The organism is Stenotrophomonas sp. GD04145, from assembly GCF_029835135.1.
GTDB lineage: Bacteria > Pseudomonadota > Gammaproteobacteria > Xanthomonadales > Xanthomonadaceae > Stenotrophomonas > Stenotrophomonas maltophilia_P.
This window is the reverse complement of record NZ_JAODZG010000050.1, coordinates 1-23,793: the sequence shown is the minus strand read 5'-3', so window position 1 is coordinate 23,793 and position 23,793 is coordinate 1. Positions and strand designations below refer to the sequence as shown.

The following is a 23,793-nucleotide window of genomic DNA, read 5'->3' as shown; positions in this document are numbered from 1 at the left end:
GTTCCACGAGCCTCCCCCACATCCCATTCATCCACCGGCCGAGCGGCCGGACTGACATCCACACAGCATTTCTCAGGAGTCTCCCCCATGGGCAAGATCATTGGTATCGACCTCGGCACCACCAACTCGTGCGTGGCGATCATGGACGGCGGCAAGGCCCGCGTCATCGAGAATTCGGAAGGCGATCGCACCACCCCGTCGATCGTCGCCTACACCAAGGACGGCGAAGTCCTGGTCGGTGCCTCGGCCAAGCGCCAGGCGGTGACCAACCCGAAGAACACCTTCTACGCGGTGAAGCGCCTGATCGGCCGCAAGTTCACCGACGCCGAGGTGCAGAAGGACATCGCCCACGTCCCGTACAGCATCCTCGCCCATGACAATGGTGATGCGTGGGTGGCCACCAGCGACGCCAAGAAGATGGCGCCGCAGGAAATCTCGGCCAAGGTACTGGAGAAGATGAAGAAGACCGCCGAGGACTTCCTCGGTGAGAAGGTCACCGAAGCGGTCATCACCGTGCCGGCCTACTTCAACGACAGCCAGCGCCAGGCCACCAAGGATGCCGGCCGCATCGCAGGTCTGGACGTCAAGCGCATCATCAACGAGCCGACCGCGGCCGCGCTGGCCTATGGCCTGGACAAGGGCGACAACAAGGATCGCAAGATCGTTGTGTACGACCTGGGCGGCGGTACCTTCGACGTCTCGGTGATCGAGATCGCCAACGTCGACGGCGAGAAGCAGTTCGAAGTGCTGGCCACCAACGGCGACACCTTCCTGGGCGGCGAAGACTTCGACAACCGCGTCATCGAGTACCTGGTGGAAGAGTTCAACAAGGACCAGGGCATCGACCTGCGCAAGGATCCGCTGGCCCTGCAGCGCCTGAAGGACGCTGCCGAGCGTGCCAAGATCGAGCTGTCCAGCGCCCAGCAGACTGAAGTGAACCTGCCGTACGTCACCGCTGACGCGTCGGGTCCGAAGCACCTGAACATCAAGCTGACCCGCGCCAAGCTGGAAGCGCTGGTGGAAGACCTGATCAAGAAGTCGATCGAGCCGTGCCGCGTCGCCCTGAACGATGCCGGCCTGCGTTCGAGCGACATCAGCGAAGTGATCCTGGTCGGCGGCCAGACCCGCATGCCGAAGGTGCAGCAGGCGGTGACCGAGTTCTTCGGCAAGGAGCCGCGCAAGGACGTCAACCCGGACGAAGCCGTGGCACTGGGTGCGGCGATCCAGGGTGGCGTGCTGGGCGGCGACGTCAAGGACGTGCTGCTGCTGGACGTGACCCCGCTGTCGCTGGGCATCGAAACCATGGGCGGCGTGTTCACCAAGATCATCGAGAAGAACACCACCATCCCGACCAAGGCCTCGCAGGTGTTCTCCACCGCCGAGGACAACCAGTCGGCCGTGACCGTGCACGTGCTGCAGGGTGAGCGCGAACAGGCCCGCTTCAACAAGTCGCTGGCCAAGTTCGACCTGTCCGGCATCGAGCCGGCGCCGCGTGGCCTGCCGCAGGTGGAGGTGTCCTTCGACATCGACGCCAACGGCATCCTGCATGTGTCGGCCAAGGACAAGAAGACCAACAAGGAACAGAAGGTCGAGATCAAGGCCGGCTCGGGCCTGTCCGAGGAAGAGATCGCGCGCATGGTCGCCGACGCGGAAGCCAACCGCGAGGAAGACAAGAAGTTCCAGGAGCTGGTGCAGGCCCGCAACCAGGCCGATGCCCTGATCCACGGCACCCGCAGCGCCATCACCGAGCACGGCAGCAAGGTCGGCGGCGATGTCATCGGCAAGGTTGAAGCGGCTCTGGCCGATCTTGAGACCGCGATGAAGGGCGACGACAAGGCACAGATCGAAGCCAAGTCGAAGGTGCTGGAGGAGGCCGGCCAGTCGCTGTTCGCCGCCGCGTCGGCAGAGCAGGGCGGTGCCCCGGGCGCCGATGCCGGCAATGCGGGCAAGGGCAACGACGACGTGGTGGACGCCGAGTTCACCGAAGTCAAGGACGACAAGAAGTCCTGATCCGGACCGACGCGGGACGCTGCCTGGCAGCGTCCCGTTGTCGCATCAGGGTCCTGACCGCCTCCGGCGCGTCGGGGCGCCCGACGCAAGAGCGGACCTGGTTCCGCTCTTCCGCTTTGACGAATCCCGACATTCCGGAAGCCGATTCACGATATGAGCAAGCGCGATTACTACGAAGTGCTGGGCGTGGCCCGCACCGCCAACGAAGAAGAGCTGAAGAAGGCTTACCGCCGCTGCGCGATGAAGTTCCATCCGGACCGAAATCCGGGTGATGCGGCCGCCGAAGCCTCCTTCAAGGAGTGCAAGGAAGCCTACGAGGTGCTGTCCGACGGCAACAAGCGCCGGATGTATGACAGCCACGGCCATGCCGCGTTCGAGCACGGCATGGGCGGGGGCGGTCCGGGTGGTCCGGACATGAACGATATCTTCGGCGACATCTTCGGCAACATCTTCGGTGGTGCCGGCGGCGGTCCGCGCCAGGCACGCCGCGGTGCCGACATCGGTTACGTGATGGAGCTGGACCTGGAAGAAGCGGTGCGTGGCGTCGAGCGCCGCATCGAGATCCCGACCCTGGCCGAATGCGGCGATTGCGATGGCAGCGGCTCGGAAGATGGCAAGGTGGAGACCTGCAACGTCTGCCACGGCCGCGGCCAGGTGCGCATCCAGCGCGGCATCTTCGCCATGCAGCAGGCCTGCCACAACTGCGGCGGCCGCGGCCAGATCATCGCCAAGCCCTGCAAGACCTGCCACGGCAATGGCCGTGTCGAGGAAGACAAGGTGCTGTCGGTGAAGGTGCCGGCGGGCGTCGACACCGGCGATCGCATCCGCCTGGCTGGCGAGGGCGAAGCGGGGCCGGCCGGCACGCCGCCGGGCGACCTGTACGTGGAAGTGCGCGTGCGCGAGCACCCCATCTTCCAGCGCGATGGCGACGATCTGCATTGTGAAGTGCCGATCCGCATCTCGCAGGCGGCGCTCGGCGATACCGTGCGCGTGGCGACGCTGGGTGGCGAAGCGGAGATCCGCATTCCGGCAGAGACCCAGACCGGGAAACTGTTCCGCCTGCGCGGCAAGGGCGTGCGTTCGGTGCGCAGCCGCAGCGAGGGCGATCTGTATTGCCGCGTGGTGGTCGAGACGCCGGTCAACCTGACCAACGACCAGCGCAGGCTGCTGGAGCAGTTCGAGGCCACCTTCGTAGGTGAGGAAGCGCGCAAGCACTCGCCGAAGTCCGCCACCTTCATGGACGGCGTGAAGGGCTTCTGGGATCGGATGACGTCCTGAATTTTCAACGCAAGCGTTGAACGGTAGCGCCGGGCCATGCCCGGCGTTTCTGTGCATGGGGTCAGCGGAAGAACGCCGCCGGGGTCTGCCCCAGCTGGCGCTTGAACATGCTGGTGAACGCGCTGGGGCTGTCGTAGCCCATCGCCAGTGCGACATCGATGACCTTCTCGCCGGTCGCCAGCCGTTCCATTGCCGCCAGCAGCCGCGCCTGCTGCCGCCACTGGCCGAAGGTCATGCCCAGTTCGTTGGCGAAGTGGCGCTGGATGGTTTTCACATCCACTTCCAGTGACTGCGCCCAGTCCTGCAGCGTCGCATCGTCGCCGGGATGCTTCTGCAGGTGCCGGCAGATCCGCTGCAGGCGCGGATCGGCAGGCGCGGGCAGGTGCAGCGGCAATACGTCCATGCGATGCAGCTCGTCCAGCAGAAGGCGCACCACGCGGCCATCGCGGCTGTCTTCGATGTGCTCGCCCTTGATCAGGGTGGCTGCCTGCAGCAGTTCGCGCAGCAGCGGTGCCACCTGTACCGCGAACGGTTCGGCCGGCAGTTGCGGGGCGAATGACGGGTCGATGTACAGGCTGCGCATGTGCACGGCGGCAATGCAGTCCACCGCATGCACCATGCCGGCCGGCATCCAGATCGCACGGGTGGAGGGCACGACCCAGCGACCGACTTCCGAGCGCACCACCATCAGCCCGGAGATGGCATAGACCAGCTGGTGGCGCTGGTGCTTGTGGCCTGCGATATGGGTGCCGGCCGGGTACTGGGTAACCCGGTAGGTGACCGGGCGATGCAGCGGCACATCGCGCCACGGCGCAGCCGGATCGACGTCACCGCCAATGTCCTTTTTGCGATAGGCCATGACCCGAACGCGGCAGAAGGGAGGGGAAGGCAACCGTAGCATGCGGAACCGCCCCCAAATCTGACTGCGTCCATGTCGACTCTGGCTTCCCCTGCAACGACCTCCCGCCCGGTGGCGCCCGGCGTACTGGCCGCCATCTCCACCTCGCATGTCGTCAACGACATGATGCAGTCGTTGATCCTGGCGATCTATCCGGTCATCAAGGGCGGCTTCAATCTCAGCTTCACCCAGATCGGCCTGATCACGCTGACCTACCAGCTCACCGCGTCGATCTTCCAACCGCTGGTGGGGATGCATACCGACCGCCATCCAGCGCCGTACTCGTTGCCGATCGGCATGGCCTCGACGCTGTGCGGGATGCTGCTGCTCGGCTTCGCGCCGAACTATGCGATGGTCCTGATGGCCGCCGCGCTGGTCGGCATCGGATCGGCGATCTTCCACCCGGAAGCGTCGCGCATCGCACGGCTGGCGTCCGGCGGGCGCCATGGCTTCGCACAGTCGGTGTTCCAGGTCGGCGGCAACTTCGGTACCGCGCTGGGCCCGCTGATTGCCGCCGCCGTGATCGTGCCGTACGGCCAGCATGCGGCCTCATGGTTTGCCGGTGCTGCGCTGGTCGGCATCGCCCTGCTGACCTATGTGAGCCGCTGGTATGCGCTGCACCTGGGCGCACCCCGCCCGGCCGGCGTGGCGGCGGTGGCGTCGCGGCATCCTCCGCGCACCGTGGCCAAGGTGCTGGCGATCCTGCTGGTGCTGATCTTCAGCAAGTACTTCTACATGGCCAGCATCGGCAGCTACTTCACCTTCTACCTGATCCACCATTTCGGCATTCCGGTGGCGCAGGCGCAGCTGCACCTGTTCGCGTTCCTGGTGGCTTCGGCGGCGGGTGGCTTCCTGGGCGGTCCGCTGGGCGATCGCATCGGCCGCAAGCCGATCATCTGGACCTCGATCCTGGGCGTGGCGCCGTTCGCACTGGCGTTGCCGCATGCGGATCTGCTGTGGACCACGGTGCTGGCGGTGCTGATCGGTTTCGTGTTGTCGTCTGCCTTCTCTGCCATCGTGGTCTATGCGCAGGAGATGATGCCGCACCGGATCGGCATGGTGTCGGGCCTGTTCTTCGGTTTTGCGTTCGGCATGGGCGGCCTGGGCGCGGCGGTGCTGGGCCTGCTGGCGGACAGGACCAGCATCGAATACGTCTATCACCTGACGGCGTTCCTGCCGCTGCTCGGCATCGTGGCGGCATGGCTGCCGCCCTCCAGGCCGGCCGCTCACTAGAAGGGCGGGTGGGTTTGCAGGGCTTGCAGCCCTGCACCTGCAGAGGCAACGGCAACAACCGAAGCGCGCTATCCGTGGATTGGCGGGGTGGGTCCGGTTGGCGGGGGACGCTGCAAGTACGTCCATGTAAGCTCGGTCGCCGCATCCATGCGGCTCACGCCCCCGCAACCGGACCCACCCCGCCTTCGGTGGTTTTCCGCGATCTGTCGGAACAGCACTCTGCTCTGGTAGGTGTCGACCAAGGTCGACACGGTAGATCCACGCCATGCGTGGATGAATTCATTCGATATCTGACAGATGTGTCGACCAAGGTCGACACCTACCAACAGCCGCGTGAACCTGTCGAAGGTGGGGCGGTGTGGGTGGTCAGGACCGTTGGCGCCATGGATGGCGCCATCGAGCCCCCATGGATGGGTTTACGGCGTGTCCTGACCAGCCACACCGCCCCGCCACCCCACGGAATGCCGCTTTGGCTTTGGCTTTGGCTTCGGCCGTTGCCGTTGCATTGAGCAGGTGCAGGGCTGCAAGCCCTGCCGAAAACCCCCTTGGGCGTAGAATGCGGCCATGAGCGAATCCCTTGACAACCACCTGGTCCACGGTCGCCGCCAGCGGCCCGACGGCCCGTCGCCGATCGATGTCATCTCGGTCCAGTCGCAACTGGTCTACGGCCATGCCGGCAACAGCGCCGCCGTACCGCCGATGCGCGCGCTCGGCGTGCGCGTAGCTGAAATTCCGACCGTGCTGCTCAGCAACGCGCCGTTCTACGAAACCACCCGCGGTCGCGTGCTGCCCGCCGACTGGTTCGCCGATCTGTTGCTGGGCACCCACGAGCGCGGCCTGCCGCAGCGGGCGAAGATGCTCGTCTCCGGCTACTTTGGCAGCACGGCCAACGGTGCCACCTTCGCCGATTGGCTGGACGACATCCTGCCGGCCTGCCCGCAGCTGCGTTACTGCCTGGATCCGGTGATCGGTGACACACACACTGGCCCCTACGTGGAACCGGGACTGGAAGCGATCTTCGCCGAACGGCTGCTGCCGCATGCCTGGCTGGTCACCCCGAATGCATTCGAGCTGGCCCGTCTGACCGGCATGCCGGCACTGGCCGAGGCCGACGCCATCGCCGCCGCGCGTACGCTGCTGGCGCGTGGCCCGCACTGGGTGATCGCGCACAGCGTGGGTGGCACGCCGGGCGAGCTGGTGACGCTGGCGGTGGGACGCGACGAGACCTGGCGTTGGACCTCGCCGCTGCTGCCGGTGGACGTGGCCGGGACCGGCGACGTACTGATGTCGCTGGTGGTGTCGTTCCTGCTGCGGGGAGAGTCGATGCAGCAGGCGATCTCGCGTGCCATCGCGGGTACCCATGCCGCCCTGGAGGCCACGCTGGCCAATGGTTTCGAGGAGTTCGACGTGATTGCCGCGGCGCCCGCCGCACTGGCCGAAGGCACGCGCTTCCGCGCTGAACGCGTGGCATGACGGCAGTGCAGCACTTTGCGCCGCGCACGATCGGCATCGTCGGCAGTGCCGGCGCCTACGGGCGCTGGCTGGGCCGCTTCTTCGAGCAGCAGATGCGACTGCAGGTGATCGGCCACGATCCGGCCGATGCTGCTTCGCATACACCGGAGCAGTTGCTGGCCGAGGCCGATGTACTGGTGTTCTCCGCACCGATCCGGCATACGCCGGAACTGATCGCCGAATACGTGCGCCGCTCGGCGGGTCGTGAACGCGGGCGCCTGTGGCTCGATGTCACCTCGGTCAAGGACGCGCCGGTACAGGCAATGCTTGCCTCACAGGCCGAAGTGGTCGGCCTGCACCCGATGACCGCGCCGCCGAAGGCCCCCACGTTGAAGGGCAGGGTGATGGTGGTCTGCGAAGCGCGACTGCAGCACTGGCAGCCCTGGCTGGAAGCGCTGTGCGTGGCGCTGCAGGCCGAGTGCGTGCGCGCCACGCCACAGCACCATGACCAGATGATGGCGCTGGTGCAGGCGATGGTGCATGCCACGCATCTGGCCCAGGCAGGCGTGCTGCGGGAATATCAGCCGCAACTGGGGACACTGGAAGCGATGCTTCCCTATCGCTCGGCGTCGTTCGAACTGGATACCGCGATCATCTCGCGCATCCTCTCGCTGAATCCGGCGATCTATGAGGACATCCAGTTCGGCAATCCGCATGTCGCGCCGATGCTGGAACGCCTGGTCGGCCAGCTGCGCATGCTGCAGGCCCAGGTGGACCAAGGCGACGACATGGCGCGCGGTGCGTTCCGCGAGCAGATGCTGGCGGCGAACCAGGCCGCCTTCGGCGCGCCTGCACTGGCCTCGGGAAACTATACCTTCGAGCGGGTAGGCTACCTGCTGGCCGATCTGACCGAGCGCAACGCCGTGTCGGTCCATCTGCCGGAAGATCGTCCGGGCTCACTGCGTGAGCTGCTGAACATCTTCGAGCAGCACGGCATCAGCCTGGCTTCTATCCATTCCTCGCGCACGCCGGGCGGTGAAGTACATTTCCGCATCGGCTTCGTCGCCGGCAGTGATCCCCGCGCCCTGGCCGAGGCAGCGGCCGCCGTGGATGCCAGCGGAATCGGACGGGTACTGGCGTAGTGCATTCATCCACAGGGGATGTGGATGAATTCTGCGCAAACATGTGGATAACACTGCTCATGCCTTGCCAGCACAGGCTGTCAAGATCTGTGGCGAAAAACTGACCAGGGTGCTGCCGGTGGGGCCGGGCTACGCCCGGCGGCCCTGCGATGACCCACGCGACGCTAGATGGTCAGCCGCAGTTCGCCGCCACTGGTGCTGAACTCGCGGCCATTGCGCACCAGATGACGCCCGTCGTCGAGCTCGTAGCGCGGGGTGGCTTCGGAATGATGCCCGCTGCCACTGGCCTCGGGCTTGAACTCGATGATGATATGGCTCTCGCCATTGCTGTCGACTGCGGGAAACTGACGGAACGACATCGTCCACCTCCTTCAGCGGATGCTGCTTCTGCGCGGCCAGCTTGGCGCCAGAGGTGTTAGCCGACCGTCATCAATCGATGAACTGCAGTCGCGCCAGCTCCGCGTACAGACCCCCTTCAGCCAACAACTGTGCGTGCGTGCCTTCGGCGACGATGCGCCCCTGGTCCATGACCACGATGCGGTCGGCCTTGAGCACGGTTGCCAGACGGTGTGCGATGACCAGCGTGGTGCGGCCCGCCATCAGGCGCTCCAGCGCCTGCTGTACACCGTACTCGCTCTGCGCGTCGAGCGCGCTGGTGGCTTCGTCCAGCAGCAGGATCGGCGCATCCTTCAGCAGCGCGCGGGCGATCGCCACGCGCTGCTGCTGCCCGCCGGACAGGCGCGCGCCGCGCTCGCCCAGCTCACTGTCATAACCCTGCGGCAACGCACGCAGGAAGCCATCGGCCTCAGCGGCACGAGCCGCTTCCTCGACTTCGGCATCGCTGGCCTGCAGGCGGCCGTAGCGGATGTTGTCGCGGGCGCTGGCGGCGAACAGCGTCGGTTGCTGCGGCACCAGGGCCAGCTGGGCGCGCAGGTCGGCGGGATCGACCTCGCGCACATTGATGCCGTCCACGCAGATGCGGCCGTTGGCCGGGTCATGGAAGCGCAGCAGCATCGACAGCACCGTGCTCTTGCCGGCACCCGAGGGACCGACCAGGGCCACGGTCTCGCCGGGGCGCACATGCAGGCTGAAGTGATCCAGCGCGGCCTGGTCCGGTCGTTGCGGGTAGTGGAACACCACGTCGTCGAACTGGATCTCGCCTCGCAGCGGCTGCGGCAGCGCGCGTGGATGCGCGGGCGCGCGGATCTCGACATCCTCCTGCAGCAGTTCGCCGATCCGGCCCATGCCGCCGGCAGCGCGCTGGAGTTCGTTCCAGACTTCGGCCAGAGCGCCCACCGAGCCACCGCCGATCAGCGCATACAGCACGAACTGGCCCAGGGTACCGGCACTGAGGCGACCCTCGATGACATCGTGAGCGCCCAGCCACAGCACGCCGACAATGGCACCGAAGATCAGCAGGATGGCACTGGCGGTGACCAGCGACTGTGCGCCGATGCGTCGGCGTGCGGCCCGGATCGCATCGCCCAGCGCCAGGTCGAAGCGGCCGCGCTCGTAAGGCTCGCGCGCATGTGCCTGCACCGTGCGGACGGCACCGAGGGTCTCGCTGGCCAGGCTGTTGGCGTCGGCGATGCGGTCCTGGCTGCTGCGCGCGACGGTGCGCAGCTTGCGTGCGCCGATGATGATGGGCAGCACCGCCAGCGGGATGCCGAGCAGCGACCACGCCGCCAGGCGCGGACTGGTCACGAACAGCATGGCCAGGCTGCCGACCACCGTCACGCTGCTGCGCAATGCGACTGACATGGTCGAGCCCACCACGCTGCGCAGCAGCTCGCTGTCGGCGGTCAGGCGCGAGACCAGTTCGCCGCTGCGGCTGCGGTCATGGAAACCGGCACCCAACTGGATCAGGTGCCCGTACAGACGGCTGCGCAGGTCGGCCACTACCTTCTCGCCGAGCAGCGACACGAAGTAGAAGCGTGCGGAGGTGGCGATCGCCAGCACTACCGCCACCAGCATCAGCAGGGCAAACGCCCGGTTGATCTGGCCGCCGCTGCTGAAGCCGTGGTCGATCATCTGCTTGACGGCCGGAGGCAGGCTGAGGGTGGCGGCCGAGGAGACGGCCAGCGCCAGCAGCCAGGCGGCGAACAGGCCACTGTGCCGGCGCACGAACGGCCACAGCGTTCGCAGGCTGCCGAGGCGGCGCAATGGCGGGGTCGCGGCGGCCGCGTCGTCCTTGTCAGTCATCCTGGTCGTCATCTCGGATACGGATACGGTCACGGGTGGCGTCTCGCAGGCGGATTTTCAATGCGTCGGCCTGGTCGGCGGGTAATTCGATCCGCAGGCGCACGCCTTCAGCGTCGAACTGTTCATCCTGCTTCTCGGCGGAGAACGCGGGCAGGGCCGCATGCAGGGTACCCAGGTCCTCGAAGCCGGCCAGCAGCTGCAGCCGTGCCATCGCCACCAGCGGCAGCCGCGGTGCCGTGCGCAGACACTCGGCGGCGGTACCGCCATAGGCGCGGACCAGGCCACCGGCGCCGAGCTTGATTCCCCCGTACCAGCGGATCACCACCACCATGACCCGGTCGAAGCCCTGGCCATCGATGGCGGCCAGGATCGGCCGGCCGGCAGTCCCCGCCGGCTCGCCATCATCGCTGGAGCGATACTCCTGTCCATGCCGGTAGGCCCAGCAGTTGTGCGTGGCGTCGGCCACCATCACCCGCTGCAGGAACGACATCGCCGCCGCCGCGCCATCGATGGGCGCGGCATGGGCGATGAAGCGGCTGTGCTTGACTTCCAGCGTGTGGCTGACGGGCTGGGCGAGGGTATCGGGCATTCCCTTCATTCTACGGGGTTGCCGCCCCCATGCTTCAGTCGTCCAGCAGAGGACGCAGGTCGCGTGGCAGCCGCGACTCCGGATACTGCTGCACGTAGCGCTCGAGGCTGGCACGGGCGATGTCGCGCTGGCCTTCGTCGCGACGTTCGCGGATCTTCTGCAGCCACTGCCGGCGGGGCAGCTGGGCGTCGGCGGCCACTTCGGCCTGCACGGCCGTAGCGCTGAGCGCGGCATCGCTGCCGCGACGCATCACGCCCGGTGCGCTGCGGAGCGGTGCGGCCCGCTTGAGCGTCGTGGTGTCACCGCGCTGTCCCGCGCTGGCCGGGGCGGCCTCCATCGCGCCGGACAGGGGGGCAACGGCGTCGGGCGCTTCCAGCGACGGCGGCGCAGGCGCCGCAGCAGGCAGCGGTGCCGAATAGGCCACAGCGGCCGGAGGTTCCGCAGCCGGCGGCGGAGCTGCGGTGTCGGCGGCGGCGCGCTCGGTGGCCTGAGCCGCCGCCTTTCCTCGTGCCGCCACCGTCGGTGCCGGTGCTTGCGGTGCGGAGGATCGCGCCGGCGCGGCGGGCCTGGGTGCCGCGACCGGCGCCGGTGGTGCCGGGGGTGCACTTGCGATGGCCGGCTCGGCAGGGGAAGGCCGGGTATGGTCCTCGGCAGGCTGCGCGGCCACTTCGGCAGCGACCTCGTCGGCGATCGGCGGCGCGGTGACCTGTGCATCGTGCGCCGGGACCGCGGGCGGTTCCGGGCGCAGCTGCCAGGCGATTCCGATGGCGAATACCATCGATGCAGCAACGCCGAACACCGCAGGCCAGTGCCGGCGCGGACGCCTTGCACGCACGCTGCCCGCGTCGGCCGCGTCGGCCGGTGGCGCCTGCACCGCCGCACGGGCGGCCGCCAGGATCGTGGCATCCAGCGCCGCCGGAGGCGCCTGTTCGGCACGACGGCCGAGCAGGCGCGCCAGCTCGCGCTCTTCAGGCGTCAGGGGTTCGTCTCGGTTCATGCGTTCAGTCCCGCACGCAGCTTGTCCATCGCATAGCGCAGCCGCGATTTCACGGTTTCCCGGCCTACGCCGGTGATCTGGCCGATCTCCTCCAGGCTCAGTTCCTGATCCAGCCGCAGCTGCAGCACTTCGCGCTGCTCCAGCGGCAGTTCTTCCATCGCGCGCTGGATACGGCGACGTTGCTCGAATTCTGAAAGCTCTGCTTCCGGGGTCTGCCCGTCTTCCAGCGCGGCCAGACGCAGCTCGGCATCGGCCGGCGCCGCCGGGCGGTGGCGTGCGGCGCGCCAGTGATCATTCAGCCGGTTGTGCGCGATGCGGAACAGCCAGGTGCTGAAGGCGGCATCCGGCTGCCAGCCGGACCGTGCGCTGATGACCCGTTGCCAGACGTCCTGGAAGATCTCCTCGGCCAAGGCCGTATCGCGCAGCTGGCGCAGCAGGAAGCCGAACAGGCGCTTGCGATGGCGCGCATACAGGCTCTCGAACGCGTGCAGGTCGCCGCCGGCCCAGGCGAGCATCAAGGCTTCATCGGTTGGCAGGGCGCTGGCGTCCACGCGGTACAGGTTAAGGCCTGCCGACGATGGCGCATAGCGGGGTGCGGGGGCGGACAGGGCGAGGTTCATGGCTCGGAACGGGGGGCGGACGCCAGGAATAACGAACGGGCGCACGATTCGGGGTTGCCGGGCTTCCATTGCCCCCCCGGTGGCGCGCTATGCTCGACGGCTCAGGGGAGGCGACGCACAGACGGCGCCAAGAGATTGTCATTTGTCCACGCACGCTGAACCTGCGCAAACGCCATCACACGAGGCCGTGCTGAGTACGGAACTCGTGCGCGCGCTGCATGCGCTGCTGCCGGAATCGGCGGTGGTCCGGGTCGGCTGGGACGATCCTCAGCTGGGGCGCGGTGACGCCATCTGGCCGATACCCCCGGTCGCGGCCGACAGCGTGGCACCGGCTGCCGGCGATGGCCGCCACGGTTGGGACCATGATGGTGCCCGCCTGTACCTGGCGGTGGAGGGCGCGGCGCCTTCGTCCGCGTGGTGGGGTCTGGCGCGGCAGGCCATGGAACTGGCCCTGCAGCGGGGCCGCCAGGCGGGACAGATCAAGGCGCTGGAAGAGGCCGAACGGCTGCAGCAGGCGCTGTTCCAGATTGCCGATCTTGCCGGCGCTGACCTGGAGATGGGGCAGATGCTGCGCCGCGTGCACGACGTGCTGGGCACGCTGATGTACGCGGAAAACTGTTACATCGTCGAATACGACGACCTGCACGACCAGATCAGATTCCTGTACTTCGCCGACCAGGTGGATGATTTCGTCGCCGATCCGGCGCAGAGCTTCGACGCCAGCGGAATGCCACGCAGCCTCACGGTGGCGCTGCTGCATCATGGCAGGCCCCTGAGCGGACCTTCGCGAGAACTGCTGGCCCGCGAGGTCGGGCAGGAGCATGACCCGCTTCGCGGCCCCGAAAGCCTGGACTGGCTGGGTGTGCCGATGCTGCGCGACGGCCGGGTGTGCGGTGCCATCGTGGTGCAGAGCTACGAGCAGGCAGACCGCTACGGCGAGGCCGAACGTGCGCTGCTCGGCTTCGTGGCCCAGCACGTACAGACTGCGATGGATCGGCGCCAGGCCCAGGTGCGTCTCGAGCAGCAGGTGGAACTGCGCACGCAGGAACTGCAACGCGCCAATCACAGCCTGCAGGACGAGGTGGCCGAGCGTCGTCGTGCCGAGCAGCTGCAGATCGCGCTGTACGATATCGCAGAGATGGCGATGTCCGCCGAGAGCCTGGAGCAGTTCTACGGCCAGGTGCATGGCGTGGTCGGCCGACTGCTCGACGCGCGCAATTTCTACATCGCGCTGGTCAACGAGGCGGGTGATGGACTGGATTTCGTCTACTCGGTGGATGAACGCCACGCCAGCCGCGCCTCCCGTGCGTTCAGTCGTGGCCTGACCGAATACGTGGTGCGCAACCGCCAGCCGCTGTTGGCCTCCCGCGCGCAGATCGACTCGCTGCGCGCCAGTGGCGAGGTGCGCGAGTCCGGCGCGCGCTCGCTGTGCTGGCTGGGCGTGCCGCTGCTGCGGGATGACGAAGTGGTTGGCGCGATCGTGGTGCAGAGCTACAGCGAGCAGCGTGCCTTCAGCATCCACGACCAGCGCTTGCTGACCTTCGTCGCGCAGAACATCGGCACCGGACTGGCCCGCCAACGCGACCAGCAGCGCCTGCGTTCGGCGCATGCCGAACTGGAGAAGCGCGTGGACGAACGCACGCGCGAACTGGCTGAGGTCAACGAAAAGCTGTTGGGCCAGATCGGCGAGCGCCTGCGTGCCGAGCAGCGGCTGACCCACCAGGCCATGCACGACGCGCTGACCGGGTTGCCCAACCGCCTGCACCTGCTGGACCGACTGCAGGATGCGCTGGTACTGGCCAGGCAGGAGGACGGCCCGGTGTTCGCGGTGCTGTTCCTGGATCTGGACCGTTTCAAGCTGGTCAACGACAGCATCGGCCACGCGGCCGGCGATCACATGCTGGTGGAAGTGGCCAAGCGCATCGTGTCGATGGCGGGCGCCGACGACGTGGTGGCGCGCCTGGGCGGTGATGAGTTCGCGGTGCTGCTGCAGTGCCCGCTGGGCCTGGCGCAGGCCCTGGATTTCGGTCAACGCCTGCTGTTGGCATTGCAGGAGTCGATGTGGATCGCCGGGCGCGAGCTGTTCCCGTCCGGCAGCCTCGGCATCGCGCTGTGGAATCCGCGTTACCGGACCGGAGAAGAGCTGCTGCGCGATGCCGACGCCGCCATGTACCGGGCCAAGGCGCAGGGGCATGATCGCTGTGCGATCTTCGACGAGGACATGCGCGAGCAGGCCATGCGCAGCCTCGATCTGGAAGCCGATCTGCGGCGGGCGATCAACAACCGGGATTTCGTGCCGTTCTACCAGCCGATCGTGCGCCTGTCCGACGGGGAAGTGGTGGGACACGAAGCGCTGCTGCGCTGGCAGCACGAACGGCGTGGCCTGCTGTTGCCGGGCGCGTTCCTGGAGCTGGGAGAGGAGAGCGGGTTGATCGAACAGGTCGACTGGCTGATCTACGAACAGGTCATCGCCGGCCTGGCCGCGGGCGGGCAGGGCTATGTGTCGGTGAACGTGTCGCCGCGGCATTTCCGTTCGGCCGGTTTCAGTGCGCGCCTGTTCGGCCTGCTCGACGCCTGCGGGGCCGATCCGCGCCGGTTGCGCCTGGAGATCACCGAGGTCGCGCTGCTGGATGACGGCCCGCACACGCTGCATATCCTGCAGGGACTGCGCGAGCGCGGCATCCAGGTGCAGCTGGACGACTTCGGCACCGGCTTCTCGGCGTTGTCGTACCTGCACCGCTTCCCGATCAGCACGCTGAAGATCGACCAGAGCTTCATTGCCGGCCTGCATGGACCGGAAGTTCAGAGCACCCGCGCGCTGGTACAGGGCGTGCTGTCGCTGGCGCGCACGCTGGGCATCGAAACCATCGGCGAAGGCATCGAAACCGAAGCCCAGCGGCAGACACTGCGCGAACTGGGTTGCGATTACGGCCAGGGCTACCTGCTGGGGCGACCGGCTCCCTGGGCCGACGTGGCGCCCTGAGACGCCACGCGGCGGACGATCAACGCAGGGCGGCGCGGCGCTTCTCGTCGATCCACTTGGAGGCCTGTGCCGGCTGGTAGTACTTCATCCACTCCAGCATCTGCTCGATGTCCGAGCCGTACCACAGGTCCTGGCGCTGGTCCGGGTGCAGGAAACGCTCATCCACCATGCGATCGATCATGCCGATCAGCGGCGCGTAGAAGCCGTCCACGTCCAGGAATGCACAGGGCTTGTTGCCGATGCCCAGCTGGCGCCAGGTCAGCATCTCGAAGATCTCCTCCATGGTCCCGAAGCCGCCGGGCAGGGCGACGAAGCCGTCGGCCAGGTCGAACATGCGCGACTTGCGTTCGTGCATCGAGCCGACGATCTCCAGCTCGGTCAGGCCACGATGGGCCACTTCCCAGTCGGCCAGCTGGCGGGGAATCACGCCGGTGACCTCGCCGCCGGCCGCGAGCACGGCATTGGCCACGGTTCCCATCAGGCCGACGTTGCCGCCGCCATACACCAGGCGCAGGCCGTCGCGGGCGATGCGGTCGCCCAGTGCAATGGCGCGTTCGGTATAGGCCGGCTTGCTGCCAGCGTTGGAACCACAGTACACACAGATCGATTTCATGGATCTTCCTGTCTCTTGGCCGGAAACGAAAACGCCCCGTCGCCGACCGCAGGGCGGTCAGGGACGGGGTGTCCAAGGATTATGAGGCCTTGAGAGGCCTTCTGTAGAGCCGAGCCATGCTCGGCTGCTCTTCGTTCAGATCGCGGCAATGCCCTAGCCGAGCATGGGCTATGCCGGTCGTCCTGACCGGCACCCTTCGGGCCGTCGCCAGCGACGTTGGCAGCGGCTCCTGCCGCTGCCTTCGGCTCTACAAAAAGCGGGGGCTTACGCCGCCGCAGCCTGCTCGCGTCGCGGGCCTTCACGCAGGGCGCGGCCGACCATGCCCACCAGCAGATCCAGCTCTTCGCTGTCCATGCCGAAGTGGGGCGTGAAGCGCAGCGAGTTCTCGCCGCCATGGATCACATTGATGCCATGCCGGCGCAGCCATTCTTCGGTGGAACCACTGCCGTAGCACTTGAACTGCGGCGCCAGCTCGCACGAGAACAGCAGGCCGGTACCCTGCACCTTGGTGATCAGCCCGCCAAGCTCGCCCTTGAGCTGTTCCAGCTTGCGCACTGCTTCGGCGCCGCGCTCGGCGATGTTGGCGCGCACCTGCGGGGTCAGCTGTGCCAGCGTCGCGCAGGCCACGTCCAGCGCACGCGGGTTGCTGGTCATGGTGTTGCCGTAGATGCCCTTGCGGTACAGCTGTGCGGCATGCTCGGTCACCGCCAGCACCGACAGCGGGTACTGGGCCGCGTTCAGGGCCTTCGAGTAGGTTTCCATGTCCGGCGGATCCAGGCCTTCGAAGCCCGGGTAGTCAACCACCGACAGCACGCCGTGCGCGCGCAGGCCGGCCTGGATCGAATCGAGCAACAGCAGGCTGCCGTGCGCGCGGGTCAATTCGCGGGCCAGGGCATAGAACGACGGCGGCACCGAGCGGCCCGGATCGCCTTCGCCCATGACCGGCTCCAGGAACACCGCCTCGATGAACCACTTGTTGCGGGCGGCGTCCTCGAACACCGCGCGCAGGCCGGCTTCGTCGTACGGCGCCACGGTGATCACCGAATCCTCGCCACGGTAGCTGGCCAGATGCTGCATGTAGCTCTTGCGGCTGGAATCGGAGTACAGCGCCGGCCGGTCGGTGCGGCCATGGAAGCTGCCCTTGACCACCACGCGCTTGATCGCGGCGCCGGCGTGGCGCGCACCCGGGTCGGTCTGCAGCTTGGCGTTGACGTCGGCGATGCGTGCGGCCAGCCCGACCGCTTCCGAGCCGGAGTTCAGGCACATGAAACGGGCGAACGGGCAGCCGCCACGACGGTGGCCGATCTCGGCGCGAAGGGCGGTGATGAAGCGCTGCTGTGACAGGCTGGGGGTCATGATGTTGGCCATCACCTGCGGTCGGGCCATCGCCTCCAGCACCGTGTCGGGGGTATGACCGAAGCCGAGCATGCCGTAGCCGCCAGCGTCATACAGCACCGCCCCCTTGAGGGTGACCACCCACGGGCCGCGCGCGGCCAGCGCCACATAGGGCGTAACGGCGTCGTCGGCGTAGAAATTGACGAACCCGTCCTGCATGGCATCGATCTGCGCCTGTTCGTCCTGCGCCAGCAACGGCCCCAGTTCGCCCTGCACACGGGCGAACTCCGCGGCGGCGGCCTCGACCGCGGCCACCAGCTGCGGATGGCGGACGGACAGGGTGGTCAGGGTGGCGTCGTCCAGGCCGGTGGTGAGGCGGGTGCCGGGCTGGCTGCGCAGGGGGGCGAGGCGTTCGATGAAGCTCATTGCAGATCTCCTGAAACAATGGGGCGCACGGGCCATCAAAAAGCAAAACGCGCGTCATCACGCGCGCTGGGCGGCCTCGTGCAGCGGACTTCCATCTCGATGCTAGCACTTGTTTTTTTGCGCGATAACCCCGCAGAAACCTGTTGCATAGCAGCATTTTGCGCGACGTTCGCCGCGGACCACGCCGGCTCGCAGACGCTGGCCGTACAATGCGCGCCATTGTCGACCTGTTGCCGCCCACTGCCTTGAAGAAGTCCGATTTCCACTACGACCTGCCGGCTGAACTGATCGCGCAGGCGCCGCTGGCTGAACGTTCCGCCAGCCGCCTGCTGCTGGTGCCTCCGGCCCCTGCCGCCTTCACCGACCTGCAGGTGCGTGATCTGCCCTCGCTGCTGCAGCCGGGCGACCTGCTGGTATTCAACGATACGCGCGTGATCCCGGCGCGCCTGTTCGGTCAGAAGGCCAGCGGTGGGCGGGTCGAGATCCTGATCGAGCGCCTGCTCGGCGGCCAGCAGGCGCGTGCCCAGGTCGGCGCCAGCAAGTCGCCCAAGGCCGGCAGCCGCATCGCGCTCGATGCCGGTGGCGAAGCCGAAGTGCTGGGCCGCGACGGCGAGTTCTATGTGCTGCAGTTCCATGTGCCCGAGTCACTGGAGCAGTGGCTGCTGCACGCCGGACGCCTGCCGCTGCCCCCCTACATCCAGCGCGAGCCGGGCGTGGACGACCGCGAGCGCTACCAGACCGTGTTCGCGCGGGAGGTGGGAGCGGTGGCGGCACCGACCGCCGGCCTGCATTTCGATGAACCGCTGTTGGCCGCGCTGAAGGACAAGGGCGTGGAGTTCGGCCACGTCACCCTGCACGTGGGGGCAGGCACCTTCCAGCCGGTGCGAGCCGATGACCTGAAGGACCACGTGATGCACCGCGAGTGGCTGAACGTGGGCGCCGAGCTGGTGCAGCAGGTGCGTCGGACCCGCGCTGCGGGCGGGCGCGTGATCGGTGTCGGCACCACCGTGGTGCGCGCGCTGGAAAGTGCGATGCGTGACGGCGAGCTGTTGCCGTTCGCCGGCGAGACGCAGATCTTCATCACCCCGGGCTATCGGATCCGCAGCGTTGACGCGATGGTGACCAATTTCCATCTGCCGGAAAGCACCCTGTTGATGATGATTTCGGCCTTTGCCGGCAAGGAGCGGGTGTTCGAGGCCTATCAGCACGCGATCCAGCAGCGCTATCGCTTCTTCAGTTACGGCGACGCGATGCTGCTGTTCCCGCAGGGACGATAACGGTAGCGGCCTTCTTGGGAGACAATAGGCGACTATTTGCCTGAACGACCGCTCCATGTCCCGACTGCAGTTCCAGCTCAAGACCCGCGACGGCCGTGCCCGTCGCGGCCGCCTGACCTTCCCGCGCGGCACGGTGGAAACGCCGGCTTTCATGCCCGTGGGAACCTATGGCTCGGTCAAGGGCATCCTGCCGGACCAGGTGCGCGCGCTGGGTGCCGAGATCATCCTTGGCAACACCTTCCATCTGTACCTGCGTCCGGGCCTGGACATCATCGCCGACCACGGCGGACTGCATGGCTTCTGCCGCTGGGACGGCCCGATCCTGACCGATTCCGGCGGTTTCCAGGTGTTCTCGCTGGCCCACCGCCGCAAGATCACCGAACAGGGCGTGACCTTCGCTTCGCCGACCGACGGGGCCCGGGTGTTCCTCGGCCCGGAAGAGAGCATGAAGATCCAGAAGGTGCTCGATTCGGACGTGGTGATGATCTTCGACGAGTGCACCCCGTACCCGGCCACCGAGGACGTCGCCCGCCGGTCGATGGAGCTGAGCCTGCGCTGGGCCCAGCGCAGCCGCAACGCGCATGACGAGCTCGGCAACGATGCGGCCCTGTTCGGGATCGTCCAGGGTGGGGTGCATACCGACCTGCGCAGCCGCTCGGCCGAGGCCCTGCAGGCGATCGGCTTCGATGGCTATGCCATCGGTGGCCTGGCCGTGGGCGAGCCGGAGCACGAGCGCAACGCCATGCTCGACCACCTGGATCCGGAGCTGCCGGGCGACCGCCCGCGCTACCTGATGGGCGTGGGCCGGCCGGAAGACCTGGTCGAGGGTGTCGCACGCGGCGTGGACATGTTCGACTGCGTGATGCCGACCCGCAACGCGCGCAACGGGCATTACTTCACCTCGTTCGGTACCGTCCGCATCCGCAATTCGCAGTATGCGCGGGACATGGACCCGATCGAACCGGGCTGCGGCTGCGTGGCCTGTACCGGCGGCTACACCCGCTCGTACCTGCGCCACCTGGACCGCTGCAACGAGATGCTGGCGCCGATGCTGGGCACCCTGCACAACCTGTTCTACTACGAGAAGCTGATGGCCGACATCCGGGCGGCGATCGAGGCGGGAACCTTCCAGGCGTTCCGCGAGTCCTTCTATGCGGCACGCGGAGCGGTTCCGCCGCCGCTGTAACCCGGGGCCCCCCTGTCGAACGGCCCGGGGACGAACGTCCGGGGCCATGGCATACTTCAAGGCTGACCCAGATCCGCGGTCGACACCCCGCGCCCGTGAAAGGGCCGGAGCGCCGCCCAACCAAAGGACCAAAGATGAACCTGCTTGCCTTCCTGATTCCCGCCGCCCACGCCCAGGCCGCCGGTGGCCAACCGCAGGGCATGGGCCTGACCACGCTGCTGTTCCCGATCATCCTGATCGCCATCATGTACTTCCTGATGATCCGCCCGCAGATGAAGCGGCAGAAGGAGCACAAGGCCATGCTGGAGAAGATCAAGCGTGGCGACGAAGTGCTGACCAACGGTGGCATCGCCGGCGTGGTCACCGACATCGGCGACAACTTCGTCACCCTGGAAGTGGCCGAGAACGTGCGCATCCGCGTGCAGAAGGGCGCTGTCGGCAACGTGCTGCCGGCCGGTACCCTGAAGTCGGCCCAGTAAGCCACTCCCTTTCCGATGCACAACCGCGGCGCCGGGGATGGCGCCGCGCGGGACCCAAGCAATGCTCGAATTTCCACGCTGGAAGTACGTCGTCATCCTGATCGTACTTGCGCTCAGTACGCTGTATGCGCTGCCCAACATCTACCAGAAGGACGCGGCCGTCCAGATCACCGCCAACCGTGGCGGACAGGTCGACGACGCCCTCCGCGACCGCGTGGTGGCTGACCTGAAGAAGGCCGGCATCGCCAGCCTCGGCGCCGAGAAGGAAGGCGAGAGCCTGATCGTCCGCCTGCCGGACCTCAAGACCCAGGCCGCGGCAAGCGACCTGCTGCGCGACAGCGTGGGTGAGAACTACACGGTCGCGCTGAACCTGGCATCCACCGTTCCGGACTGGCTGGCCAATCTTGGCGGTCGCCCGATGACGCTCGGCCTGGACCTGCAGGGCGGCGTGCACTTCGTGCTGCAGGTGGACCAGAAGGCTGCGCTGGACAAGCGCCTGGATGCCTATACCGAAGACGTGCGCAGCACCCTGCGCGACGCACGCATTCCGTACCAGTCGGTCGAGCGTCGCGCCGACAACAGCATCGTGGCCAACCTGAGCCCGTCCGCCGGTGACGACGCCGCGCAGCGCGCCCGCACGGCCCTGCTCAAGGCGCAGCCGACCCTCGGTTACGACGTCAGCGGTAGCCGCATCACGGTGACCGTGCCGGAGGCCGAGATCTCGCAGATCGCCAACGGCGCCATCGAGCAGAACATCAATACCCTGCGCAACCGCGTGAACCAGCTGGGCGTGGCCGAGCCGATCATCCAGCGCCAGGGCGCCGACCGCGTCGTGGTGCAGCTGCCCGGCGTGCAGGACACGGCCGAAGCCAAGCGCATGATCGGTGCGACCGCCACCCTGGAATACCGTGCGGTGGTCGAGGGCAACGCCCAGGACGCCATCAACGCCGGCCGCATCCCGCCGGAAGCCAAGGTCTACCAGCAGCGTGACGGCCGCGGCCCGATCCTGCTGAACAAGCGCGTGATCGTCACCGGCGACCAGATGGTGGCTGCGCAGGCGGTGACCGACGCCAACAGCGGTGCCCCGGCGGTCAGCGTGACGCTGAACAACGTCGGTGGCCAGCGCATGTTCGACTTCACCAGCGCCAACGTGAACAAGCCGATGGCGGTGGTGTACACCGAACGCGTGCCGACCGTGACCGTGGTCGACGGCCAGGAAGTGCGCGGCTTCAAGGTCAACGAGGAAGTGATCTCGGTGGCCAACATCAATGGCGTGTTCGGCAAGAACTTCCAGACCACCGGCCTGCAGAAGAAGGAAGCCGAAGATCTGGCCAAGCTGCTGAAGTCCGGCTCGCTGGCCGCGCCGATGGACTTCGTCGAAGAGCGCGTGGTCGGCCCGAGCCTGGGTGCCGAGAACGTCAAGAACGGCATGCGCGCCGTGGTCTTCGCCTTCCTGTTCACCCTGGTGTTCTTCAGCATCTACTACCGCATGTTCGGCATCATCACGTCGGTGGCGATGCTGTTCAACCTGCTGATCGTGGTGGCGGTGATGTCGTTGTTCGGCGCGACCATGACCCTGCCGGGCTTCGCCGGCCTGGCGCTGTCGGTCGGCCTGTCGGTCGACGCCAACGTGCTGATCAACGAGCGTATCCGTGAAGAGCTGCGGGCCGGTGTTCCGGGCAAGACCGCGATCGTGACCGGTTACGAGCGCGCTTCCGGCACCATCCTCGACGCCAACCTGACCGGCCTGATTGTCGGCGTGGCACTGTTCGCATTCGGTACCGGTCCGCTGAAGGGCTTCGCGCTGACCATGATCATCGGTATTTTCGCCTCCATGTTCACCGCGATCACCGTGTCGCGTGCGCTGGCGACGCTGATCTACGGCCGCCGCAAGAAGCTCCAGAACGTGGCCATCTGACGGGACGACACGCACATGAAACTGTTTCCGCTGCACATCCTCCCGAACGACACCAAGATCGATTTCATGCGGTGGCGCCATGTCGCCATGGTCGTCACGATCATCGTGTTCCTGGCATCGATCGCCATCATCGGCTTCAAGGGCTTCAACTATGCCCTGGACTTCACCGGTGGCACCCTGATCGAGGCCCGCTTCGAGCGCCCGGTGGACGTCGAGCAGGTCCGCACCAAGCTCGAGCAGAGCGGCTTCGACGGCGCCCAGGTGCAGAGCGTCGGTGGCAGTACCGACCTGCTGATCCGCCTGGCGCCGCACGGTGAGCATGCCCCGGGTACCGGCGATTCCGCCGCCGAGGACAAGGCCACCGCGGCGGCCGTGGTCAAGGCGCTGTCCTCGGCCGACAACCAGGCGACGGTGCTGCGCAATGAGTTCGTCGGCCCGCAGATCGGCAAGGATCTGGCGATGAACGGCCTGTACGCCACCATCTTCATGCTGGCGGGCTTCCTGATCTACATCGCCGTCCGCTTTGAATGGAAGTTCGCGGTCACCGCCAGCATCGTGGCCATGTTCGACCTGATCGTGACGGTGGCTTACGTGTCCCTGCTGGGCCGCGAGTTCGACCTGACAGTGCTGGCCGGCCTGCTGTCGGTGATGGGCTTTGCGATCAACGACATCATCGTGGTGTTCGACCGCGTCCGCGAGAACTTCCGCAGCCTGCGCGTGGAACCGATGGAAGTGCTGAACCGTTCGATCAACCAGACGCTGTCGCGTACGGTGATCACCGCGGTGATGTTCTTCCTGTCCGCACTGGCCCTGTACCTGTACGGTGGCAGCTCGATGGAAGGCCTGGCCGAAACGCACATGATCGGTGCGGTGATCGTGGTCATGTCGTCGATCCTGGTCGCGGTGCCGATGCTCACGATCGGCTTCCTGCGCGTGAGCAAGCAGGATTTGCTGCCGAAGGCCAAGGACATCGAGGCTCTGGCCCGCCGTCCGTAAGCGTTCGCGCTGCACGCAACGCACAGAGAACCCCGCGCAAGCGGGGTTTTTTTTTGTTGGCCGGGTTGCACCCGGCACCCGCCGAGGCAAGAGCAACATCAGCATCAACATCAACAGCGGGCATTCCGCGGGATGGCGGGGCGGTGTCGGAGTGCGGGG

Annotated in this window: 19 protein-coding genes; 11 read left to right on the top strand and 8 right to left on the bottom strand. The window is 67.0% G+C overall.

From position 1 onward, the window contains the following. Nucleotides 1–87: 87 nt before the first annotated feature. On the top strand, nucleotides 88–2,010 hold the full coding sequence (gene dnaK / locus N7367_RS16880) for a molecular chaperone DnaK (RefSeq protein ID WP_053519712.1): 1,923 nt from the start codon (nucleotides 88–90) through the stop codon (nucleotides 2,008–2,010). A gap of 153 nt (nucleotides 2,011–2,163) precedes the next feature. Continuing rightward, a complete protein-coding gene (gene dnaJ, locus N7367_RS16875; protein ID WP_053519713.1) occupies nucleotides 2,164–3,288 on the top strand; it encodes a molecular chaperone DnaJ in 1,125 nt (374 codons plus the stop codon). A 61-nt stretch (nucleotides 3,289–3,349) separates the two neighbouring features. On the opposite strand, the gene N7367_RS16870 is transcribed toward dnaJ, so the two are convergent. After that, a complete protein-coding gene (locus N7367_RS16870; RefSeq protein WP_279942827.1) occupies nucleotides 3,350–4,147 on the bottom strand; it encodes a helix-turn-helix transcriptional regulator in 798 nt (265 codons plus the stop codon). A gap of 72 nt (nucleotides 4,148–4,219) precedes the next feature. Between N7367_RS16870 and N7367_RS16865 the strand changes: the two genes are divergently transcribed. The 3 genes from N7367_RS16865 to N7367_RS16855 all read left to right on the top strand — a co-directional run bounded on the left by N7367_RS16865 (nucleotide 4,220) and on the right by N7367_RS16855 (nucleotide 8,013). After that, a complete protein-coding gene (locus tag N7367_RS16865) occupies nucleotides 4,220–5,419 on the top strand; it encodes an MFS transporter (RefSeq protein WP_164152967.1) in 1,200 nt (399 codons plus the stop codon). A 564-nt stretch (nucleotides 5,420–5,983) separates the two neighbouring features. After that, a complete protein-coding gene (pdxY, locus tag N7367_RS16860) occupies nucleotides 5,984–6,892 on the top strand; it encodes a pyridoxal kinase (protein ID WP_279942826.1) in 909 nt (302 codons plus the stop codon). After that, entirely contained in the window at nucleotides 6,889–8,013 is a 1,125-nt protein-coding gene (locus tag N7367_RS16855) for a prephenate dehydrogenase (RefSeq protein WP_279942825.1), read from the top strand. The genes pdxY and N7367_RS16855 overlap by 4 nt, the downstream gene beginning before the upstream one ends. 164 nt (nucleotides 8,014–8,177) lie before the next feature. Here the strand turns inward: N7367_RS16855 and N7367_RS16850 are convergent, their stop codons facing one another. The 5 genes from N7367_RS16850 to N7367_RS16830 form a co-directional block, all read right to left on the bottom strand. Further along, nucleotides 8,178–8,372 (bottom strand): hypothetical protein, encoded by a 195-nt coding sequence (locus tag N7367_RS16850; protein WP_277381668.1) that lies wholly within the window; start codon nucleotides 8,370–8,372, stop codon nucleotides 8,178–8,180. Between the two features lie 70 nt (nucleotides 8,373–8,442). Further along, nucleotides 8,443–10,215 (bottom strand): ABC transporter transmembrane domain-containing protein, encoded by a 1,773-nt coding sequence (locus N7367_RS16845; RefSeq protein ID WP_279942824.1) that lies wholly within the window; start codon nucleotides 10,213–10,215, stop codon nucleotides 8,443–8,445. Beyond that, nucleotides 10,208–10,804 (bottom strand): YigZ family protein, encoded by a 597-nt coding sequence (locus tag N7367_RS16840; protein ID WP_053519787.1) that lies wholly within the window; start codon nucleotides 10,802–10,804, stop codon nucleotides 10,208–10,210. The genes N7367_RS16845 and N7367_RS16840 overlap by 8 nt, the downstream gene beginning before the upstream one ends. Before the next feature lie 34 nt (nucleotides 10,805–10,838). Further along, nucleotides 10,839–11,801 (bottom strand): hypothetical protein, encoded by a 963-nt coding sequence (locus tag N7367_RS16835; RefSeq protein ID WP_279942823.1) that lies wholly within the window; start codon nucleotides 11,799–11,801, stop codon nucleotides 10,839–10,841. Further along, a complete protein-coding gene (locus tag N7367_RS16830; protein WP_229765872.1) occupies nucleotides 11,798–12,316 on the bottom strand; it encodes an RNA polymerase sigma factor in 519 nt (172 codons plus the stop codon). The genes N7367_RS16835 and N7367_RS16830 overlap by 4 nt, the downstream gene beginning before the upstream one ends. A 292-nt stretch (nucleotides 12,317–12,608) precedes the next feature. Here N7367_RS16830 and N7367_RS16825 point away from each other — a divergent pair, with 292 nt between their 5' ends. Next, nucleotides 12,609–15,404: an EAL domain-containing protein gene (locus N7367_RS16825; protein WP_241685966.1), complete on the top strand. Its 2,796-nt coding sequence runs from the start codon at nucleotides 12,609–12,611 to the stop codon at nucleotides 15,402–15,404. 19 nt (nucleotides 15,405–15,423) lie between these two features. Here N7367_RS16825 and N7367_RS16820 read toward each other — a convergent pair whose 3' ends face one another. Beyond that, nucleotides 15,424–16,017, bottom strand: a complete 594-nt coding sequence (locus N7367_RS16820) for a TIGR00730 family Rossman fold protein (RefSeq protein WP_128988971.1) — start codon at nucleotides 16,015–16,017, stop codon at nucleotides 15,424–15,426. Between the two features lie 264 nt (nucleotides 16,018–16,281). Further along, nucleotides 16,282–17,778 carry an aminotransferase class III-fold pyridoxal phosphate-dependent enzyme gene (locus N7367_RS16815; RefSeq protein WP_053519783.1) on the bottom strand — a complete coding sequence of 499 codons (1,497 nt, stop codon included), beginning with the start codon at nucleotides 17,776–17,778 and terminating at the stop codon, nucleotides 16,282–16,284. A gap of 209 nt (nucleotides 17,779–17,987) precedes the next feature. Here N7367_RS16815 and queA point away from each other — a divergent pair, with 209 nt between their 5' ends. From queA to secF, 5 genes are all read left to right on the top strand, one after another. Beyond that, a complete protein-coding gene (queA, locus tag N7367_RS16810; protein ID WP_128988967.1) occupies nucleotides 17,988–19,055 on the top strand; it encodes a tRNA preQ1(34) S-adenosylmethionine ribosyltransferase-isomerase QueA in 1,068 nt (355 codons plus the stop codon). 55 nt (nucleotides 19,056–19,110) lie between these two features. Beyond that, nucleotides 19,111–20,241 (top strand): tRNA guanosine(34) transglycosylase Tgt, encoded by a 1,131-nt coding sequence (tgt, locus tag N7367_RS16805; RefSeq protein WP_065181313.1) that lies wholly within the window; start codon nucleotides 19,111–19,113, stop codon nucleotides 20,239–20,241. 134 nt (nucleotides 20,242–20,375) lie between these two features. Continuing rightward, on the top strand, nucleotides 20,376–20,720 hold the full coding sequence (gene yajC / locus N7367_RS16800; protein WP_053519780.1) for a preprotein translocase subunit YajC: 345 nt from the start codon (nucleotides 20,376–20,378) through the stop codon (nucleotides 20,718–20,720). A 61-nt stretch (nucleotides 20,721–20,781) separates the two neighbouring features. Next, on the top strand, nucleotides 20,782–22,638 hold the full coding sequence (gene secD, locus N7367_RS16795) for a protein translocase subunit SecD (protein WP_053519779.1): 1,857 nt from the start codon (nucleotides 20,782–20,784) through the stop codon (nucleotides 22,636–22,638). A 15-nt stretch (nucleotides 22,639–22,653) separates the two neighbouring features. After that, nucleotides 22,654–23,634, top strand: coding sequence for a protein translocase subunit SecF (gene secF, locus N7367_RS16790; RefSeq protein ID WP_053519778.1), 981 nt, complete (start codon nucleotides 22,654–22,656; stop codon nucleotides 23,632–23,634). Nucleotides 23,635–23,793: the final 159 nt, after the last annotated feature.

Excerpts from the sequence above, each read along its gene's own strand:
- dnaK (WP_053519712.1), top strand. The coding sequence starts at position 88 with ATGGGCAAGATCATTGGTATCGACCTCGGCACCACCAACTCGTGCGTG.
- dnaJ (WP_053519713.1), top strand. The coding sequence starts at position 2,164 with ATGAGCAAGCGCGATTACTACGAAGTGCTGGGCGTGGCCCGCACCGCC.
- N7367_RS16870 (WP_279942827.1), bottom strand. The coding sequence starts at position 4,147 with ATGGCCTATCGCAAAAAGGACATTGGCGGTGACGTCGATCCGGCTGCG.
- N7367_RS16865 (WP_164152967.1), top strand. The coding sequence starts at position 4,220 with ATGTCGACTCTGGCTTCCCCTGCAACGACCTCCCGCCCGGTGGCGCCC.
- pdxY (WP_279942826.1), top strand. The coding sequence starts at position 5,984 with ATGAGCGAATCCCTTGACAACCACCTGGTCCACGGTCGCCGCCAGCGG.
- N7367_RS16855 (WP_279942825.1), top strand. The coding sequence starts at position 6,889 with ATGACGGCAGTGCAGCACTTTGCGCCGCGCACGATCGGCATCGTCGGC.
- N7367_RS16850 (WP_277381668.1), bottom strand. The coding sequence starts at position 8,372 with ATGTCGTTCCGTCAGTTTCCCGCAGTCGACAGCAATGGCGAGAGCCAT.
- N7367_RS16845 (WP_279942824.1), bottom strand. The coding sequence starts at position 10,215 with ATGACTGACAAGGACGACGCGGCCGCCGCGACCCCGCCATTGCGCCGC.
- N7367_RS16840 (WP_053519787.1), bottom strand. The coding sequence starts at position 10,804 with ATGCCCGATACCCTCGCCCAGCCCGTCAGCCACACGCTGGAAGTCAAG.
- N7367_RS16835 (WP_279942823.1), bottom strand. The coding sequence starts at position 11,801 with ATGAACCGAGACGAACCCCTGACGCCTGAAGAGCGCGAGCTGGCGCGC.
- N7367_RS16830 (WP_229765872.1), bottom strand. The coding sequence starts at position 12,316 with ATGCTCGCCTGGGCCGGCGGCGACCTGCACGCGTTCGAGAGCCTGTAT.
- N7367_RS16820 (WP_128988971.1), bottom strand. The coding sequence starts at position 16,017 with ATGAAATCGATCTGTGTGTACTGTGGTTCCAACGCTGGCAGCAAGCCG.
- N7367_RS16815 (WP_053519783.1), bottom strand. The coding sequence starts at position 17,778 with ATGAGCTTCATCGAACGCCTCGCCCCCCTGCGCAGCCAGCCCGGCACC.
- queA (WP_128988967.1), top strand. The coding sequence starts at position 17,988 with ATGCGCGCCATTGTCGACCTGTTGCCGCCCACTGCCTTGAAGAAGTCC.
- tgt (WP_065181313.1), top strand. The coding sequence starts at position 19,111 with ATGTCCCGACTGCAGTTCCAGCTCAAGACCCGCGACGGCCGTGCCCGT.
- yajC (WP_053519780.1), top strand. The coding sequence starts at position 20,376 with ATGAACCTGCTTGCCTTCCTGATTCCCGCCGCCCACGCCCAGGCCGCC.
- secD (WP_053519779.1), top strand. The coding sequence starts at position 20,782 with ATGCTCGAATTTCCACGCTGGAAGTACGTCGTCATCCTGATCGTACTT.
- secF (WP_053519778.1), top strand. The coding sequence starts at position 22,654 with ATGAAACTGTTTCCGCTGCACATCCTCCCGAACGACACCAAGATCGAT.